The 17,885-nt window shown below is 70.9% G+C and carries 13 protein-coding genes; 11 read left to right on the top strand and 2 right to left on the bottom strand.

Annotation, left to right across the window (positions count from 1 at the left end):
• Positions 1-185: 185 nt before the first annotated feature.
• The 10 genes from H0B56_RS12455 (at position 186) to H0B56_RS12410 (ending at position 11,514) form a co-directional block, all read left to right on the top strand.
• Positions 186-1,577, top strand: a complete 1,392-nt coding sequence (locus H0B56_RS12455; protein ID WP_219632691.1) for a hypothetical protein — start codon at positions 186-188, stop codon at positions 1,575-1,577.
• Positions 1,574-2,545, top strand: a complete 972-nt coding sequence (locus H0B56_RS12450; protein ID WP_180893188.1) for a glutamate ABC transporter substrate-binding protein — start codon at positions 1,574-1,576, stop codon at positions 2,543-2,545. Before H0B56_RS12455 ends, H0B56_RS12450 begins: the two co-directional genes overlap by 4 nt.
• Before the next feature lie 160 nt (positions 2,546-2,705).
• Positions 2,706-4,898 carry a serine/threonine-protein kinase gene (locus H0B56_RS12445; protein ID WP_180893187.1) on the top strand — a complete coding sequence of 731 codons (2,193 nt, stop codon included), beginning with the start codon at positions 2,706-2,708 and terminating at the stop codon, positions 4,896-4,898.
• Positions 4,895-6,298 (top strand): protein phosphatase 2C domain-containing protein, encoded by a 1,404-nt coding sequence (locus H0B56_RS23480; RefSeq protein WP_180893186.1) that lies wholly within the window; start codon positions 4,895-4,897, stop codon positions 6,296-6,298. The genes H0B56_RS12445 and H0B56_RS23480 overlap by 4 nt, the downstream gene beginning before the upstream one ends.
• Positions 6,298-7,575, top strand: coding sequence for a VWA domain-containing protein (locus H0B56_RS12435; RefSeq protein ID WP_180893185.1), 1,278 nt, complete (start codon positions 6,298-6,300; stop codon positions 7,573-7,575). Before H0B56_RS23480 ends, H0B56_RS12435 begins: the two co-directional genes overlap by 1 nt.
• A gap of 128 nt (positions 7,576-7,703) precedes the next feature.
• Complete coding sequence (gene ndk / locus H0B56_RS12430) at positions 7,704-8,114, top strand: nucleoside-diphosphate kinase (protein ID WP_180893184.1); 411 nt, start codon at positions 7,704-7,706, stop codon at positions 8,112-8,114.
• A gap of 103 nt (positions 8,115-8,217) precedes the next feature.
• Positions 8,218-9,174 (top strand): ABC transporter ATP-binding protein, encoded by a 957-nt coding sequence (locus tag H0B56_RS12425; RefSeq protein WP_180893183.1) that lies wholly within the window; start codon positions 8,218-8,220, stop codon positions 9,172-9,174.
• Positions 9,175-9,996 carry an ABC transporter permease gene (locus H0B56_RS12420; RefSeq protein ID WP_180893182.1) on the top strand — a complete coding sequence of 274 codons (822 nt, stop codon included), beginning with the start codon at positions 9,175-9,177 and terminating at the stop codon, positions 9,994-9,996.
• On the top strand, positions 9,997-10,836 hold the full coding sequence (locus H0B56_RS12415; RefSeq protein ID WP_343063869.1) for an ABC transporter permease: 840 nt from the start codon (positions 9,997-9,999) through the stop codon (positions 10,834-10,836).
• 135 nt (positions 10,837-10,971) lie between these two features.
• Positions 10,972-11,514 (top strand): DUF488 domain-containing protein, encoded by a 543-nt coding sequence (locus H0B56_RS12410; protein WP_180893181.1) that lies wholly within the window; start codon positions 10,972-10,974, stop codon positions 11,512-11,514.
• 72 nt (positions 11,515-11,586) lie between these two features.
• Here H0B56_RS12410 and H0B56_RS12405 read toward each other — a convergent pair whose 3' ends face one another.
• Positions 11,587-12,276 (bottom strand): endonuclease V, encoded by a 690-nt coding sequence (locus H0B56_RS12405; protein ID WP_180893180.1) that lies wholly within the window; start codon positions 12,274-12,276, stop codon positions 11,587-11,589.
• Positions 12,277-12,336: 60 nt separating this feature from the next.
• Positions 12,337-13,734, bottom strand: a complete 1,398-nt coding sequence (locus tag H0B56_RS12400; protein WP_246361104.1) for a S8 family peptidase — start codon at positions 13,732-13,734, stop codon at positions 12,337-12,339.
• Between the two features lie 985 nt (positions 13,735-14,719).
• On the opposite strand from H0B56_RS12400, the gene H0B56_RS12395 reads away from it, so the two are divergent.
• Entirely contained in the window at positions 14,720-17,803 is a 3,084-nt protein-coding gene (locus H0B56_RS12395) for a translation initiation factor IF-2 N-terminal domain-containing protein (RefSeq protein WP_180893178.1), read from the top strand.
• The last annotated feature ends 82 nt before the right edge of the window (positions 17,804-17,885 follow it).

The following is a 17,885-nucleotide window of genomic DNA, read 5'->3' as shown; positions in this document are numbered from 1 at the left end:
GCGTCCTGAGGGGCGTGCCCGGTGCACGGCGCGACGTTGCCGGAGAGCACGGAGGGTTGTTCACGAGCCGGTCGAGGGGCTGCCTGCTGGGGGGGGGCTGTGCGTGGCGTGGGCGAGCGAGCAGCGGGTGAGTGACCAGATGAGTGGACCTAGCCCTGGACAGGAGCAGGAGAAGCGGTAAGCAGGTGAGTACAGCGCAGCCTCACGAACCCGATGAGCACGTGCCCGGCGAGTCGGCCGCTGCGGGTCGTCGGTCGCGTTTCGGCCGCGCGGGCGCTGCCGTGCGGCAGGCCTTCGCGGGAGGGCAGCGGAGCTGGTCGACCACGCCGGGCAGGCTCTCGATCATCGCGGTCTCGCTGGTCGCGGTCATCCTCGCGGCCGGCGTCGGGGCTTCCGCGTCGGTCAGCGGTCGGGCCCAGGCCACCGCGAACCTTGTCGATCGCCAGGAGCCGATGGCCGCGACCGTGCAGGAGGTGTACCGCGCGCTGTCGGATGCCGACGCGACCGCGGCGATGGCGTTCCTGGCAGCGGGCGACGAGCCGGAAGAGCTGCGGGTGCGCTACGAGGACGACATCGCCGTCGTCGGGCCGTCGCTGGCGTTGGCCGGTTTCGACGCGGTGACGGGCGAGGAAGCCGCGCACCAGGTCTCGGTGGTCGTGCGGCAGGTCCCCGTCTACTCCGAGCTCGTGGGGACGGCGCGGGCGAACAACCGCCAGGGGTTACCGGTGGGAGCGGCCTACCTGCGGGAGGCTTCCCATCTCATGCGCGAGCGGGTCCTGCCCGCTGTCGAGGAGCTGTACCGGATCCAGCGCGAGCGGCTGGTGCAGGCGCAGTCGGCGACGACGAGCGTGCCGTTCATCGCGATCGGCCTGCTGGCCGTCGCGCTGGTGGGGTTGCTGCGCGCGCAGGCCCACATCAGGCGGCTGGTGAAGCGCCGCTACAACATCGGTCTCGTCGTGGCGACCGTGGCGCTGGTCGTCGGTCTGATCTGGAGCGCGGTCGCGCTGTCGGTGCAGGGCACGCTTGTCACGTCGGGGCAGCGTGACGGCTCCGGTCAGGTGGACGTGCTCGTGCAGACCAGGATCGCGGCTCTGCAGGCCAGGGCCGATGAGCTGCTCGCACTGGTCGCGCGCGGAGACGGTGAGGCATACGAGGACAGGTTCGCCGAGCTGGCCGAGCAGATCGCCGGGCAGGACGGCACAGGTGGCAGGCTGGGCGAGTTGCGCGACACGGCATCCGCGCAGCTCTCCGGCCCGGTCGAGGACGCCGTGGCCAGTGCGACCGGGTGGCTGCGGACCCACGAGACGCTGCGTGATCTCGCCGACGGCGGCGACTACAACGACGCGGTCGAACTGGCCGTGGACACCGGGTCCGAGACGGGAAGCGGGACCGCGTTCGCGCGGCTCGACAGCAGCCTGGCCGAGGCGATCCAGGCCGGGCGGGAGGAATTCGTGACCTCGACGGTTACCGGCGAGCGTGCGCTGACCGGGCTGGTCGAAGGGTGGCTGGCGCTGGCCGCGGTCGGAGCCGGCGGGGTCGTGATCGGCATCAGACAGCGCCTCAGGGAGTATCGATGAGACGTCCAACGGTCCTGATCGCCGTACTCGGGCTGCTGGTGGCGGCGTGTGGCCCGGTGGGTCAACCCCGGACGCTGGTACCCGTCGAACCGGCGCAGCGTCCCATGCCCGCCAACGCCGGGGTGACCGAGCAGCTGCCCGATGAGGACGATGTGCCCGAGGAGGGTGCGGAACAGGACTGCGGCGACCCCGCGGCGAGCCTGCCGCCGGGCGGCACCGACGTGCCGGACGGCTCCACGATGGACGAGATCATCGAGCGGGACAGGCTGATCGTCGGGGTCGACCAGAATACTCACCTGTTCGGGTTCCGTGACCCCACCACGGGCGAGCTGGAGGGTTTCGATATCGACATCGCGCGTGAGCTGGCGGACGCGTTGCTGGGTGACCCGGACAAAGTGCAGTTCACGGCCGTGTCCGTCGCGGACCGTATCCCCGCCCTCACCGAGGGCGCGGTGGACGTCGTGGTCTTCATGATGACGATGAACTGCGAGCGGCGCGAGCACATCGATTTCTCCAGCGTGTACTACGTCGCCGGGCAGCGAGTGCTGGTTCGCGAGGACTCCGACTACTCCTCGCTCGCCGATCTCGGGGGTGAGCCGGTCTGCGCCCCGCGCGGGTCGACCTCGTCGGTGAACGTCGACGCCGCCGACCCGAGGCCGGAGCTGGTGGAGGTGGACAGCATCTCGGACTGCCTGGTGCTGCTGCAGCAGGGTCAGGTCGAGGCGATCTCCACGGACGACACGATCCTCGCCGGGATGGCCGAGCAGGACCCGACCACCGAGATCGTCGGGGAGCCGATCAGCAGCGAGCCGTACGGCATCGGGATACCCAAGGGCAACGAGGACATGGTGCGCTACGTCAACGCCTTCCTCGAGGAGCTCCGCGAGCAGCGATGGTCCCAGCTGTACGCCACCTGGCTGGAACCGGCCCTCGGCCCGGCCGAGCCGCCGGAACCGACGTACCGGTAGGGAGGGGAATCCGGTGTCTCGATGGTCCCTGTCCCGCCGGCCCGGTCGACCCCGTTGCCGGACGAGCGAAGTACGTGGGGAAGGAGTCGTTTCGCACCTAGACTTGAGATTCGCCCGATGTGTGCCCGCGATGTGGATGTAGCGAAGAGGGGAGAGCGGCATGACTTGGTGCCCGCGCGTCGGCTGCGCGGGAGTGATCGACGAGGACGGCTTCTGCGAGTCGTGTGGGCTGCAGGCCGAGGACGGAAGTCGCCCCTCCACCCGCACGGACAGCGTGACGACGTGGTCGCGTCCGTCGGTCACGACCGGCTCGGCGCCCTCGCGTCCGGGCACATCCGGCCGGGGAATGCTCGGTGCCGGTCTGGTTGACGTGCCGCCGGTGCCGTACCGGGATCCCGCGGAAGTCGTCATCACCGACCCGCGAGTTCCCGAGAACCAGCGCTTCTGCGCGCGGTGCGGCAGTGAGGTGGGTCGCTCCCGCACGGGACGCCCCGCACGCTCCGACGGTTTCTGCCCGCAGTGCGGCCAGCGCTACCGGTTCACACCGGCCATGGGGCCGGGGGACGTGGTGCACGACCAGTACGAGGTTCTGGGCTGCCTGGCCCACGGCGGGCTGGGTTGGGTGTATCTCGCCCGCGACCGCGCCGTGTCGGATCGGTGGGTGGTGCTCAAGGGCTTGATCGACAGCGCCGATGCCGACGCCACGGCGGCAGTGATCGCCGAGCGGCACTTCCTGGCCAAGGTCGAGCACCCGAACATCGTCAAGATCCACAATTTCGTCCAGCACAGCGAGTCCGACGGTGGCAGCACCGGCTACATCGTGATGGAGTACGTGGGCGGGCAGTCGCTGAAGGACCTGGTGAAACAGCGGCGACGGGAGGGCGACAGGCAGGCGAGCCTGCCGATCGAGCAGGCGCTCGCCTACACCATCGAGGCGCTGCGCCCCATCGGTTACCTGCACGACGAGGGCCTGCTGTACTGCGACGTCAAACCGGACAACATGGTGCAGACCCAGGAGCTGCTCAAACTGATCGACCTGGGGGCGGTGCGGCACGCCGACGACGTCTCGGCCGCTGTCTACGGCACCGTCGGGTACCAGGCGCCCGAGGTCACCGAGCAGGGGCCGTCGGTGGCCTCGGACCTGTATGCCATGGGGCGGACGTTGGCCGTGCTCACCATCCCGTTCGACTTCACAGGCAGCTATGCCACGCGGCTTCCACCCCCGTCCGAGGCCCCGCTGCTGGCCGAGCACGAGTCGTTCCGCCGGGCGCTGCTGCGGGCCTGCCATCCGGACCCGGCGCGCCGGTTCGGCTCGGCACCCGAGATGGCCGAGCAGCTCACCGGCGTACTCCGGGAGGTCATGGCGGCCTCCGACGGGCAGCCCCGGCAGGCCGCTTCCACGCACTTCGGGCCGGAACTGCACGGGTTCGCCACCGCCGGGTCGGCCGAGGCGGCCCTGCGGCCGGTCGGGTTGGACGAGGTCGCTCACGAGCTGCCGGTGCCTCGGGTGGACACGGCCGACCCCGCCGCGGACCTGTTGACCACTCTCGCGGCGGCGTCTCCGACGGAGCTGCTTGCGTCGCTGCGCGACGTGCCCGTCACGACCGAGGTGCGGCTACGCAGGATTCGTGCGTTGATCGAGCTCGGCGATCGCCAGGAGGTCCGCAACGAGGCCGACGCGGCGGACGCGGACGGGACCTGGCGTGCGCGCTGGGCCGTCGCGCTGGCCGCGCTGGCGGTCGCCGACCCGGTGCGGGCGCGCGGCGAGTTCGACTCGGTGCTGGGCATGCTGCCCGGGGAGCTGGCGCCCAAGCTGGGGTTGGCCGTGTGCGCCGAGCTCCTCGACGATCTCGTCGACGCCGAGCACTACTACCGCATCGTATGGCGGACCGACCGGTCGTTCGTCAGCGCGGCCTTCGGGCTGGCCCGGGTGTTGCTGCGCGGCGGTGAACGGGCCGAGGCGGCTGCCGTGCTCGGCTCGGTTCCCCCGACGTCGGCACACCACCTCTCCGCCCAGGTCGCGGCCGTGCGGGTGGGCACGGTGGGAGCCGAACCCGAGTCGCTGACCGCCGAGGATCTGTCGGGTGCCGGTGAGCGGATAGCGGACCTCGACATGGACGAGGCCGGGCAGGTGCAGTTGGAGGTCGAGTTGCTGGAGGCCGCGCTGGAGTGGTCGTTCTCCGGGGACGACGGGCAGGCGGGCGAGGTGCTGGGGTGCGCACTGACGGAGGAGCCGCTGCGGTTCGCTCTCGAGTACCGTTACCGCGTCCTCGCTCGGCACGCGAGTAGCCTGACCGAACGCTACGCGCTTGTCGATCGGGCCAACCAGGTACGTCCATGGACTCAGCTGTGACGACGACACGGTGCCCTTCCTGCGGCGAGCTGGCATGGCTCGATGACGTGTTCTGTGAGGCCTGTGGGGGCCGGATCGGCGAGTCCACCGCGGGCGCTGTGGCACCGGCCGAGGCGCCCGCGGAGACCGCGGCCGGGCCGAGCGAGCAGCCGGGTACCGGACCGCGGGTGGAATCCTTCGCGGCGGAGCCCATGACGAGGGCTCTGACGCAGTGGCCCGTCGCCGACCTTCCGACGAGGGCCGATCCGGCGTGGCCGATCGCGGACCCCCCGACGAGGGCCATCCCGGTCTGGCCCGTCGGCGAGTCGCCCACGAGGGCTGTGCCGGGCGGGCCCGTCGCGCCCGCTGCGCCCACCGCGACGGCCGAGCCTGCCTGGCCGGTGGACGAGCCCGCGCCGCAGGCGGACCCGGTCTGGCCCGGAGAGGCCGCACTGGACGAGGCGCCCGTGCGGTCCTCGGACGCCCGGTCCCGCTTCACCGTGACGCCGGTCGGCGGTTCCGTGCGGGACGGCCGGGATGGCTGCGTGCACTGCGAGTACCGTGACCTGGACGAGGACGGGTACTGCCTGAGGTGCGGCCTTCGCCGGCCGACCGGCAGGGACCGGATGGCCGATGACCTCGGCGTCGTGGCCGGGGTCAGCGACAGGGGGCGGGTGCGCGAGTCCAACGCCGACGCCATGGCGTTCGGTTTCACCGGAGACGTCGCGCAGCCGGAGTACGTCGCCGCGGTCGTCTGCGACGGGGTCGGTTCCGGCGCGAAAGCCGGTCAGGCGGCGCAGGACGCCGCGGATGCCGGGGCGGCCGAGCTGCTCGGTTGTCTGGCCGACGGGCTGGACGCGCGCAAGGCAAGCACCATGGCGATGGCGGCGGCCGGTGACGCGGTCAACGCCCTCGCCGACCCCCGGCTCGCCGAGGAGGACACGCCCGCGACGACGTACGTCTCCGCCGTGGTGACCGCGGCCGAGGTCACGGTGGCGTGGCTGGGCGACAGCCGGGCGTACTGGGTGGCCCCTGGTGCGCGGGCTGATGCTCCCGGCGCGCACGGTGCTCCCGGCGAGGGGGTCACCTGCCTGACCATCGACCATACGGTGCGCAACACCTACCTCGCCGATGGCATGCGGGCCGCGCACACCCTGACCAGGTGGCTCGGTGCCGACTCCGACGGTACGGACCCGCAGGTCAGCACGGTCCGCCCGGACCGTGCCGGCGTGCTCGTGTTGTGCACCGACGGGTTGTGGGGGTACCTGGACGACCCGGGCACGCTCGCGGCCGAGGTCCTGACGCACGCCAGTGCGGCAGATGCGGCGTCCGGTCTGGTGCGGCATGCGCTGTCCGAGGGCGGGCGCGACAACGTCGCCGTGATTGCCGTGCCCTTCCCAGCGGGGAGAAGGTGGCCGTGATGGAGCAGCCACACTTCGATGTCGAGGTCGCGCAGAACCGGTACCTGCCACGGGGAGCGGACACGGTCGACGCGATCGTGACGGTCACCGCGCACCCGCCCGCGCAGGAGCTGCGGCCGTCGGTCGCGGTGGTGATCCTGCTCGACTGCTCTGCCTCGATGTACCGGCCGAGCAAGCTGGCCGCCGCCAAGCGCGCCGCGCACGCCGCGATCGACAGCCTGCGTGACGGGGCGGGCTTCGCCATCGTCGCCGGAACGCACGAGGCGACCATGATCTATCCGGAATCCTCGGAGCTCGCGGTGGCAGGCGAGGCCACGAGGTACGAGGCCAAGCGCGCCGTGGACGAGATCAGTGCCGGCGGCGGAACCGCGATGAGCAGGTGGCTGCGCGCGGCGGGAGCGCTGTTCGCCGGCAGCCGGTACGAGCTGCGGCACGCCATCCTGCTCACGGACGGACGCAACACCTCGGAACAGCCCGAGGCTGTCTCCGCGGCGTTGACGGAGCTGCAGGACACGTTCCGCTGCGACTGCCGCGGTGTCGGCACGGACTGGCTGGTCAGCGAGCTTCGCCAGATATCGGAGGCGTTGCTGGGCACGGTCGACATCGTGGCCGAGCCCGACGAGCTGGTCACCGACTTCGCCGCGATGATCGAGCGGGCGATGCGCAAGTCCGTCCCCGACGTCACGCTACGTCTGTGGACCCCGAAGGAAGCGGCCGTCACCGCCGTCCGGCAGGTCGACCCTGCCGTGCTCGACCTGACCGCGCATCAGGAGAACGCCCAGGCTCAGGCCTGCGACTACGCGACAGGCGCGTGGGAGTTCGAGACCAGGGCCTTCCAGGTGCGTATCGCCGTACCCTCGGCCGGGGTCGGCGACACCATGCTCGCGTGCCGGGTCAGCGTCGTCGACGCGGCAGGTGAGGTACTCGGCCGCGGCAAGGTCCTCGCCACATGGACCGATGACCCCGCCTACTACGGTGCCCTCGATCCGCAGGTGGCCCACTACACGGGGCAGGTCGAGCTGGCGACGGCCATCCAGCACGGGCTGGACGCCCGCCGGTCCGGTGACCTGGACACTGCCACGCACAAGCTGGGCCGGGCGGTCGCGCTCGCGGCGCAGTCCGAGCACGCCGAGACGATGAAGCTGCTGTCCAAGGTGGTGGACGTCGAGGAAGCGGAAACCGGCCGGGTACGCCTGAAGGACACTGTCGACGAGCTCGACCACATGACGCTGGACACCCGCTCGGTGGTGACGACTCGCAGGCACGGACGGTCCTGACGTGACGCGCACGCCGTCCGCGGCGGCATCGGGACCGGCGGTAACCCGACCCTCTCGGCATGGAGCCGGGTACCCGCGTCGTAAGCTGCGGGGGAACATCCGACGGGAACGAAAAGGAACGAACTATCGTGAACGAGCGCACGCTTGTGCTGGTCAAGCCCGACGGCGTCGGTAAGGGCCTTGTTGGAGAAGTCATCTCGCGTATCGAGAAGAAGGGCCTGAGCCTGGCCGCGCTGGAACTGCGGTCGGTCTCCCGGTCGGTTGCCGAGGAGCACTACGCCGAACATCAGGGCAAGCCCTTCTACGAGGACCTGCTCGAGTTCATCACCTCCGGCCCGGTTGTGGCCGCGATCGTCGAGGGGCCGCGCGCCGTGGCTGCGTTCCGCCAGATCGCGGGCGGCACCGATCCGGTGGACAAGGCCGCCCCCGGCACGCTGCGCGGCGACTACGGCCTCGAGGTGCAGTACAACCTCGTGCACGGCTCCGACTCGGTCGAGTCGGCCGAGCGCGAGATCAAGCTGTGGTTCCCGGACTACTGAGGGAGCGCGCAGTCGGTCCCCGGGGCTAGGGTCTCCACGCGTGGAGGTGCGCGAACGTGACGTTCCTTGACCTCCACTGAACTCGAAGGTGCAAGGTGGAGGCATGGCTGCTGTCGGGGAGCGTTCCGCGCGGGAACCGAGCCCGCTGGTCTCGGCGAAGGCGCTTGTCAAGCGGTTCGGCGAGTTCGAGGCCGTGCGCGGCATCGACGTGGAGGTCGTCAAGGGCGAGGCGTTCGGGTTTCTCGGCCCGAACGGCGCGGGCAAGTCCTCCGCGATGCGTATGGTCGGCTGCGTGTCCCCCCGGTCGGACGGCGATCTGCGGGTGCTCGACATGGACCCGCAGGTCGACGGTCCGAGTATCCGTGCACGACTGGGTGTGGTGCCGCAGGAGGACAACCTCGACACCGAGCTCAGCATCCGGCAGAACCTGCAGGTCTACGGCCGTTACTTCGGGCTGTCCCGGGCGCACGTCCGGGCCAAGGCGACCGAGCTGATGGAGTTCGCCCAGCTCACCGAGCGTGCCGACGACGAGGTGGACACGCTGTCCGGGGGGATGAAGCGGCGGTTGACCATCGCCCGGTCGCTGGTCAACGACCCGGACCTGCTGCTGCTGGACGAACCGACGACGGGCCTGGACCCGCAGGCCAGGCACCTGCTGTGGGACCGGTTGTTCCGGCTCAAACAGCTCGGCGTCACCCTGCTCATCACGACGCACTACATGGATGAGGCAGAGCAGCTGTGCGACCGGTTGGTGATCATGGACAACGGCCGGATCGTCGCGGAGGGTTCGCCGCCGGAGCTGATCGCCTGCTACTCCTCCCGGGAGGTGCTCGAGCTGCGGTTCGCGCCGGGCGAGTCCGGCGACGTCGCCTCCACTGTGGATGGCCTGGCCGACCGGGTCGAGGTGCTGCCGGACCGGGTGCTGCTCTACACCGAGAACGGTGAGGCGGCCCTGAGCGCCACGCATGCGCGCGGGGTGCGGCCGCTGTCCTGCCTGGTCCGGCGCAGCACGCTCGAGGACGTGTTCCTCAGGTTGACCGGCAGGACCCTGGTCGACTAGATGGACACGCCGGCACCCGTCGCGCAGCAGTCCCCTGGACGCGTGGTCCACCCGCTGCGAGCTGCCTGGCTGCGGGTAGAGGGGCAGTGGATGTGGTACCGCAGGTACTGGCGGTCCAATCTGTACTCGTCAGGGCTGCAGCCGCTGCTGTTCCTCGCCGCGATGGGACTCGGTTTCGGTTCCCAGGTCGAGCCGGGCCCCGACACGGGCGGGGTGGACTACCTGCACTTCGTCGCCCCGACCCTGCTCGTGTCGGGAGCGATGATGATCGCCGTGTTCGAGTCGACCTGGAAGGTCGCATCAGGTTTCCAGTGGCAGCGGCAGTACGTCGCGGTGATCTCCACCCCGATCACCCCCGGGCAGGTGTTCGGCGGTGAGCTGATGTGGGTAGGGATGCGGCTGCTGCTCTCGGCGGTCGTGTACGGGGTCGTCGCCGGTGCGCTCGGCGCGTGGCTGGGACCCGGTGCCCTGTTGGTGGTGCTGGTCGGCGTGCTGACGGGGCTGGCCTGCGCGGCGCCGATCATGGCGCTGTCGGCGACCGTGCGCAACCCGAGCAACGCGTTCAGCGCGCTGCTGCGGTTCGTGGTGATGCCGGTGATGCTGTTCTCCGGAACGTTCTTCCCCATCAGTTACATACCCGTACCCGCGCGGATGCTGGCGTGGATATCCCCGCTGTGGCACGGCAACGAGCTGGCCCGGGCTGCCGCGCTCGGTGGCGGGGAATGGTTGCCGCTGGCGGGACACGGCGCGTTCCTCGTGGTACTGCTGCTCGGCGGCGGCCTGCTCGCACGCAGCCGTTTCTACCGCAGGCTGGTGGTGTGAGTGGCCGCGAACACCGAGATCACCGGCGCAGCGCGCTCGCGGGCAGCCACGCTGCGGATCCTGCCACCGGGGCTGTATGCCGGGCGCGCCAGCAAGGTGCTGGAACGCTCCCTGCTGGTGTCGAAGAAGATGTGGCTGGTGTTCCTGTCCGGGATCGTGGAACCGGCCGTGTACCTGCTGGCCTTCCAGATCGGGTTCGGGCGGCTGGTCACCGAGGTCGTGGGGCCGGGTGGCGAGGTGATGAGCTATGCCGCCTTCGTGGCTCCCGCGCTGATGATGGCCTCGGCGATGAACGGCGCGGTTTACGACGCGACCTTCAACGTGTTCTTCAAGATCCGGCATGCCAGGACCTACGAGGGGATGCTGGCCACACCGGTCGGCCCCGTCGACATCGCCATGGGCGAGATCAGCTGGTCGATGTTGCGCGGCGGGCTGTACGCGGTGGCCTTCCTCGCGATCATGACGCTGCTCGGGCTGTCCGGTTCGCCGTGGGTCGTGTTGCTCGTGCCGGTGGCGCTGCTGGTGGCATTCACCTTCGCCGCGCTCGGTATGGCGTGCGTGACCTTCATCCGGACGGTCTCGCAGTTCGACTACATCCAGCTGGCTGTCATGCCGCTGTTCCTGTTCTCCGCGACGTTCTACCCGTTGTCGGTGTACCCGGAGCCGCTGCGGCCGGTGGTGCAGCTGTCCCCGCTGTATCACGGGATCGAGCTCGCCAGGGAGCTGTCGGTGGGGGTGGTCGAGCCGGCGATGCTGGGGCACGTCGGCTACCTGGCCGCGCTGGCGGCACTCGGGCTCTGGGTGACGTCACGCCGGCTGGCCGGACTGTTGCTACGGTAGCGCCGCCACCGGCACGGTCCGCCGGCAGGGAGCCGAATGTGACATCCGGCTCCTTAGAAGAACCCGCTGTCACCTTCGGCTCCCACGCGAAGCGGTCCGGAGCGGCCGGCGGTACGCGAGAGGCGGGGAGACGTGATGCGGTTGTTGACGTTCGGCCACGGCACGGCGGGACCCTCCGAGATCACGCGGCTGCTGCGTGAGGCGGGGGTCGAGCGTCTCGTCGACGTGCGCCGGGCACCGGGCAGCAGGCGCGACCCCGCGCTCGCGCGTGACGAGATGTCGAGCTGGCTTCCCGCCGCGGGCATCGACTACCGCTGGGAGGAGCGCCTCGGCGGATGGCGCAAGGTGGCAGCCGGCACGCCGGACACGGCGCTGCGCGACCGGGCTTTCTGCGGGTACGCGGGCCACATGCGTACCGCGGAGTTCCGCGCGGCGATCGACGCGTTGCTGTCGGGAGCCGAGCGGGAACGCACCGCGGTCATGTGCGCCGAGTCGGTGTGGTGGCGCTGCCACCGGCGCATGATCGCCGACTTCCTGGTGCTGGCCAGGGACGTTCCGGTGGATCACCTGATGCACGACGGCACGCTTCAGCGGCACCGGCCGAGTGAGGAAGCACGGGTGATGCCCGGGGAGCGTGTGCTCGTCTACGACGCCGGCCAGCCGCCGCTGAGCCCGTGACGTGCGATCGCGGCATCGCCTCGTCGCACGAGGGTCACGGCGGGCGCCGGCGCGGTCACTCCGCTATCGCCCTCAGCGCGGTGTCGACGCCCGTGCCTGCCTCGCGAGCCGCCTCGCTTCACGGATCGGCCCCGGCGTGCGGTGCCTGCCGCTGCCGAGTACCACGCGGGCAGCCACGTACGCATCCGTACGCCACCCCGCGTGTACCGCCACCGGCCTACGGCCCTGCCGGGTGCGAAGCCAGGCACCGACGCGCTCGCCGTCCAGCAGAAGCGGGCTGGCAGCGCCTCGCCGATCGGCCGGCCAGGCACCGGTGGCCAGCAGCGGCCGGTGCGTCACACCCACGGTCGGGATGTCCAGCATCGCACCGAGGTGCACGGCCAGCCCGCAGCGCCGGGGGTGATCACGTCCGGTCGCGTCCACAAGCAGCACGTCCGGGCGTACCGGCAGGGCGCGCACGACCGCCTCGAGCACCGGTCCGACCCGCATCGCGAGCAGGCCGGGCTCGTACGCCCACCCGGCACGACCCGACGTCGTTGCCCGCGCACGGCACCGCCTGCGCCGGTACGCGGCCGCACCGGCCCACGCCGGATCGCCCGCGGAGCCCTTCCCGGAGTGACCTCTGGGGAACGCCGCGAAGCACCCCGCCGTGAGCGGATCCGAGGTGGGGTGCCATCGGCGTGGCCGCTCCGCCGCCAGGGCACGCTGCTCGGCGACCAGCTCAGCCACGCTGCCCGGCCATCCGGCCGTCGGTTCCGCCATGCGACGATGCTGCCGGTCCGCGCGAACCGCGCGCCAGACCGGAGCTCGGTCCACCCGTGCCTACTCCAGGGACGGGGCACCCTCCACGTCGCCGGCGACTGCCGCGTAGGCGTCCACGATCCCGTGCCCGTAGAAGCCGTTGTACCCGCTGTAGCCGCTGCAGTACCCCTCCTGCTTGCCGTCCCCGCTGATGTCGTAGTCGGCTGGGCACGGCACGTTGCGCGTGCTCGAGGTGAGCGTGTCGGCGATCCGCTCGGGACCGTGATCCGGGTTGGCGGACGCGACCAGTGCGGCCACGCCGGACACGTAGGGCGCGGCCATGGACGTCCCACAGGTGCTGGTGTAGCCACCCGGAGCCGCGGACAGCACGCACCGCGGTGCCTCGCCTCCCGGTGCCGCGACGGACACGACCCCGAGCCCGTACGAGCTGTAGGTGGCCTTGCGCTCGTCGCTGTCGACGGCCGAGACGGTCAGCATGGACCGCAGGCTCGCCGGGAGCGCGTGGCACCCGTCACCCCGGCCATCCGCTGAGGTGGGGGAGAGGTTCACCCCGTCGTTCGTCGTCGCGGCGATGTTCAGCGTCCCCTCGGCGGTGGCGTGGTCGGCGGCGCGGGCGATGGCCTCCCGCGCGACATCCAGCTCCGTGCCGCTGACGCAGGACAGCGACCCCGGGTCGACAACGTAGCTGGAGTTGGTCACGTCAAGGCTGTTGGCTGCCGCCCACATCAGGCCGCAGACGACGGCTTCCGGGTCGGCGTAGCCACGGTCGTCGATGACCTTGATCGATGCGACGGACGCTTCCGGGGCGACGCCGGTGATGCCCGTGCCGTCCTCGGCGGCCGCGATGGTCCCCGCCACGTGCGTGCCGTGCCCCGAGGTGCTCGGCGACCAGGACCCGGCCGAGGGATCCGGTTTCCCGGACAGGCAGCCGACCGACAGGTCGGCCCGCACGGCCCCGGCCAGTTCCGGATGCGCCGCGTCGATGCCGGAGTCGAGTACGCCGACGACCACGTCCGGGTCGCCCGCGCTCACCGACCGGGCGCGTGGCACCTCGAGCATGCGCATCCCCCACTGCTCATCCGACCGATCAGCGGACGGGACGATCCCGGGATCGGTCGGTGCCAGCGTCGACGGTCCGGCACGCGGTGCGTGCCGCGACTCCGCGCTCGACCCGGCCGCGTTGCGGCGCTGCTGGGCACTGAACGAACGAGCATCGCCCAGCCGTTCGGTGAAGCTCGAGTCCTGGCTGGTCGCGACCCCGACGGCGATCTCGGGGTAGTAGGTGACGGTGTCCCCGCAGGCGGCGTCGATGCGCTCGGTGGCGTCGCTCTCCCGTGTCCCCTCGTCGAACACCACGAGATGGCGTACAGTCCCGCCGGTGCTCGCGCACGCGGCTCGGTCGGCGGCCGGCGCGGAAGTGGACAGCGGATCGGCCGACACGCCGACAGCGGTACTCAAGGGGGCTAGTGTGATCGTGGCGCTGATCACAACGGTACCGATGCCACGCGGCACGCGCGTCGACAACCTCGCGAGGGCCATAGCTGCGCACCGTAGCCAGTCCCCTGCCCTGCGACAAGGGAGTAGCCCAAGTTGGCCGCACACGGAAGGCTGCACTCGGCCGAACAGACCGGACCGGTGCCGATGGATGGGCGGGTACCGGATCGACCGAGTGACACCCGAAGGCGCGGCAGTGTGGGATACTGGTGGAGGTCGCCGAGCCAACGTGCCTCCGGCAGCTAGACCGTGTGGCGCGGTACGGTCCGGGGATCTGGCGGCTTCGTGCAGGAAGCGCCGCGTCGTCGCCACCTCGGGTGGCTCGACGATGCGGTACGAGGCCGACCGCCTTCAGCCAGGGCGGGGAGTCGCCGAAAAGAAAAGCCGGTCACTCGGCTTCACGGCCAGTGACCGGCAGGGCGCAGGATTCCCGCTGTGGCGAACACCACAGCGGTACACAACAGAACGACGCATGCCGGGAAGGTTGTTCATCAGGCAGCCGGTGCGGCCGTACCACGTCACGGGGCGGCTCGCGACGGCTGAGAAGCATGTGCCGCGCGCGAGCGGGCACTGTCGCGGATGATGAGTAACTGGACCAAGGGAAAAGCGCACGGGAGGGTCATTCACGAGCCAGCGAACGCGGCCATCCGCCCGTCGTCCGGACACGACCACGACAGCGCGTAGCGACATCGTGGGGGTAGTGACCGGGGGTGAGCGGGCGGTTCGCGGTAGGTGGCTGCGCGGGGACGGCAGCGATGACGGCTACGTCGCCGAGGTGATACAGCCTTACCGGTGAACACAGGCAGGGGGTGTGTGGTCACCGCCGAAATCGGGCGGTGGGCGCATGCCTCGCACGGGACGCAGAAAGGTGCCCCTGAGCGGCCGCACCTGGAGACACGTCGACACCGCGGTGTCGACAGCCAGGTGCGCCCGGGGGCGGAGGAGACACATGACGAACACGGAAGGTCCCGCCGAGACGACTGGCGGGGATACCGGCACACCTGCGTCCGATTGGGCAGCGACGCTGCCTCAACGGATCAGGGTGCACGCACTGGCGAAGCAGCTCGGCTCGACCAGCAAGAAGGTGCTCGGCACGTTGAGTGAGCTCGGGGAGAGCGCACGCAGCCCGCAGTCGAGCGTATCCCGGGAGGTGGCCGTCCGGGTCGCCGAAGCGGTGGGTACGCCCGCGGCAGCAGCGGGCACGGGCGCCCAGCCGATCGGGCCCGGCTCCACGGCCGCCACGGACGAGGCCGCCGGTGACGCACCGGAGCAGTCAGCCGAGCCGGAGCAGTCAGCCGAGCCGGAGCAGCAGCCTGCTGGTGGCTCCGCTCCACAGGCACCCCAGTTCACCCCGCCGCCCCCGGTCTTCCTGCCACCGGAACCCGCACCGCAGCCGGCACCGGAACCGGCTGGGACCGCCGGCACCACGGAGGCCCCCGAGCAGGACCCGGCCACCGAGGTCACGGAGGCGGTCGAGGACGGGACGGGCACCGCGGGCACATCCGAGGGCGCTTCCGGCGACGCTGGAGACGACGACGCCGCAGCGAAACGCAGGCGCAGGCGCGGGCGCCGGGGTCGCGGCCGTGGCAAGGGCGGTGAGGACGAGGCCGGCGGCACGTCCGGTGCCGGTCAGCCCGACGAGCAAGCGGCCACGTCCGGGAAGGCGGCACAGGCCGGCAAGGCCGGACAGAGCGGGCAGGCAGCAGCGGGCGGCTCCAAGGCGGAAGCCTCCGAGTCCGCCGACAACGGGGACAGCCAGCAGGACGACGCCGATTCGGGAGATGGCAGCGGAGCCGACGCCGGGGAGGCCTCCACGCGCCGCCGTCGCAGGCGACGCAGGCGCAAGGGCGGCGATGACGGCGGGTCCGCGGACGATAGCTCGGACAAGCAGTCCGGAAGTGGCGACTCGGACACCGGTGATGACCAGGTGCGGAGTGTTCGCGGCTCCACGCGCCTCGAGGCCAAGCGCCAGCGGCGCAGGGACGGCCGGGAAGCCGGCCGCAAGCGTGCTCCGGTGCTGTCGGAGTCGGAGTTCCTCGCGCGGCGTGAGTCCGTCGAGCGGACCATGGTGGTCAAGGAAAGCGCCGCGGGCGGTAACGGCAAGGGCTCCGGCAAGGACCACCGCACGACCGAGATCGCGGTGCTCGAGGACAACATGCTCGTCGAGCACTTCGTGACCTCGGCGGGGTCGGGCTCGATCGTGGGCAACGTCTACCTGGGCCGGGTGCAGAACGTGCTTCCCAGCATGGAGGCGGCGTTCGTCGATATCGGTCGTGGGCGCAACGCCGTGCTCTACGCGGGGGAGGTCGATTGGGACGCTGCCGGGCTCGAGGGCAAGTCCCGCAAGATCGAGCAGGCGCTCAACACCGGCGACAGCGTGCTGGTACAGGTCACCAAGGACCCAGCCGGTCACAAGGGTGCGCGGTTGACCACCCAGGTCTCGCTTCCCGGCCGGTTCCTCGTCTACGTGCCGGGCGGCGGTGCCACCGGCATCTCCCGCAAGCTGCCGGAGAACGAGCGGCGCAGGCTCAAGGACATCCTCAAGCGCGTGGTCCCGGACGATGCCGGTGTGATCATCAGGACCGCCTCGGAAGGCATCAGCGAGACCGAGATCGAACGCGACGTGCGCAGGCTGCAGGCGCAGTGGGAGGTCATCAAGGAGAAGTCGCAGAGCGCGCGCGGTTCCTCCGGCAACAAGGGCGGCGCACCGGCCCTGCTGTACGAGGAACCGGACATGCTCATCAAGGTCGTGCGTGACCTGTTCACCGAGGACTTCGGCAAGCTCGTCGTACAGGGGTCGGTGGCCTGGGAGACGGTGGACGCCTACGTGCAGCACGTGGCGCCGGACCTCACCGGCAGGCTGGAGCGCTATGTCGGCAGCGGGGATGTCTTCGAGGACTACCGCATCCACGAGCAGATCACCAAGGCGCTCGACCGCAAGGTATGGCTTCCCTCCGGGGGCTATCTGGTCATCGACCGCACCGAGGCGATGACGGTGATCGACGTCAACACCGGCAAGTTCACCGGATCGGGCGGCAACCTGGAGGAGACGGTCACCCGGAACAATCTGGAGTCCGCCGAGGAGATCGTCCGGCAGCTACGGCTGCGGGACATCGGCGGGATCATCGTGATCGACTTCATCGACATGGTCCTGGAGTCCAACCGTGATCTGGTGCTGCGCAGGCTCACCGAATGCCTGGGCAGGGACCGGACCCGCCACCAGGTCGCCGAGGTGACCTCGCTCGGGTTGGTCCAGATGACCCGTAAACGGATCGGCACCGGCCTGCTGGAGGCGTTCTCGCACTCGTGCGAGCACTGCAAGGGGCGTGGTGTCGTCGTCGGTACGGAGTCCCACGCTCACGGCGGACCACCGCCGGACGGGAGCCGGCAGGGCAAGCAGCGCGGCAAGCGCAAGGGCGAGGACACCTCGCGAGGGGACAGAGGAGACAGAGGAGACAGAGGAGACACGGCCCCGGCGGAGCAGACGGGACGGCAGCGGAAGTCCGCGGCCTCGGCCGTGCACGCGATGGCCAGCGCCTCCAAGGCCGCCGCGGACAAGTCCGGGAGTGCCCCAGCGAGTGGCCCAGCGACCGGCCCAGCGAGCGGCTCCACCAGTGGCCAGACCAGTGACCCCACCGGTGGCACGGACAGCACGGCCGCGCACGAGGGCGTTGCAGGCGCTGAGGGCCCGGCCGGTACCGGACCGTCGGCCGTTGCGGAGGCGACGACGACGTCCGCGGAGGCGAGCGCACCGGCGCGGCCGGAGGCGCCCGCCGGGGCGGCGGAGGTGACGGGCGCGCACGCCAAGGACGAAACGGCAGCGACGGGCTCGGACACGCAGACCGAAACAGCACAGCCGCCGGCATCCGCCGCGGAGGCGGGCAGTGTGACCGGCGATGACGACGATGTCGCTGAGGTTCCCGCGCCGGCGAAACGTTCGGTGCGCAGGCGCGCGCGGCGTGCTGCCTCCCGGCCGGCCGGACCGCCGGTCGGCGCGTCGACCTCGACGACGTCGGGCCAGGAGGAGAGCTGATGATCGGTATTGGCCCCACCCCGGTGCAACGGCGACTCGGGGTGCCACGTAACCTGTAGGTCGGCCCGCAGTCAGTGCGGGC

Source organism: Haloechinothrix aidingensis, from assembly GCF_013450155.1.
Lineage (GTDB): Bacteria > Actinomycetota > Actinomycetes > Mycobacteriales > Pseudonocardiaceae > Haloechinothrix > Haloechinothrix aidingensis.
Note: the sequence above shows the minus strand (reverse complement) of the source record. Positions and strands in the feature narration are given on the sequence as shown.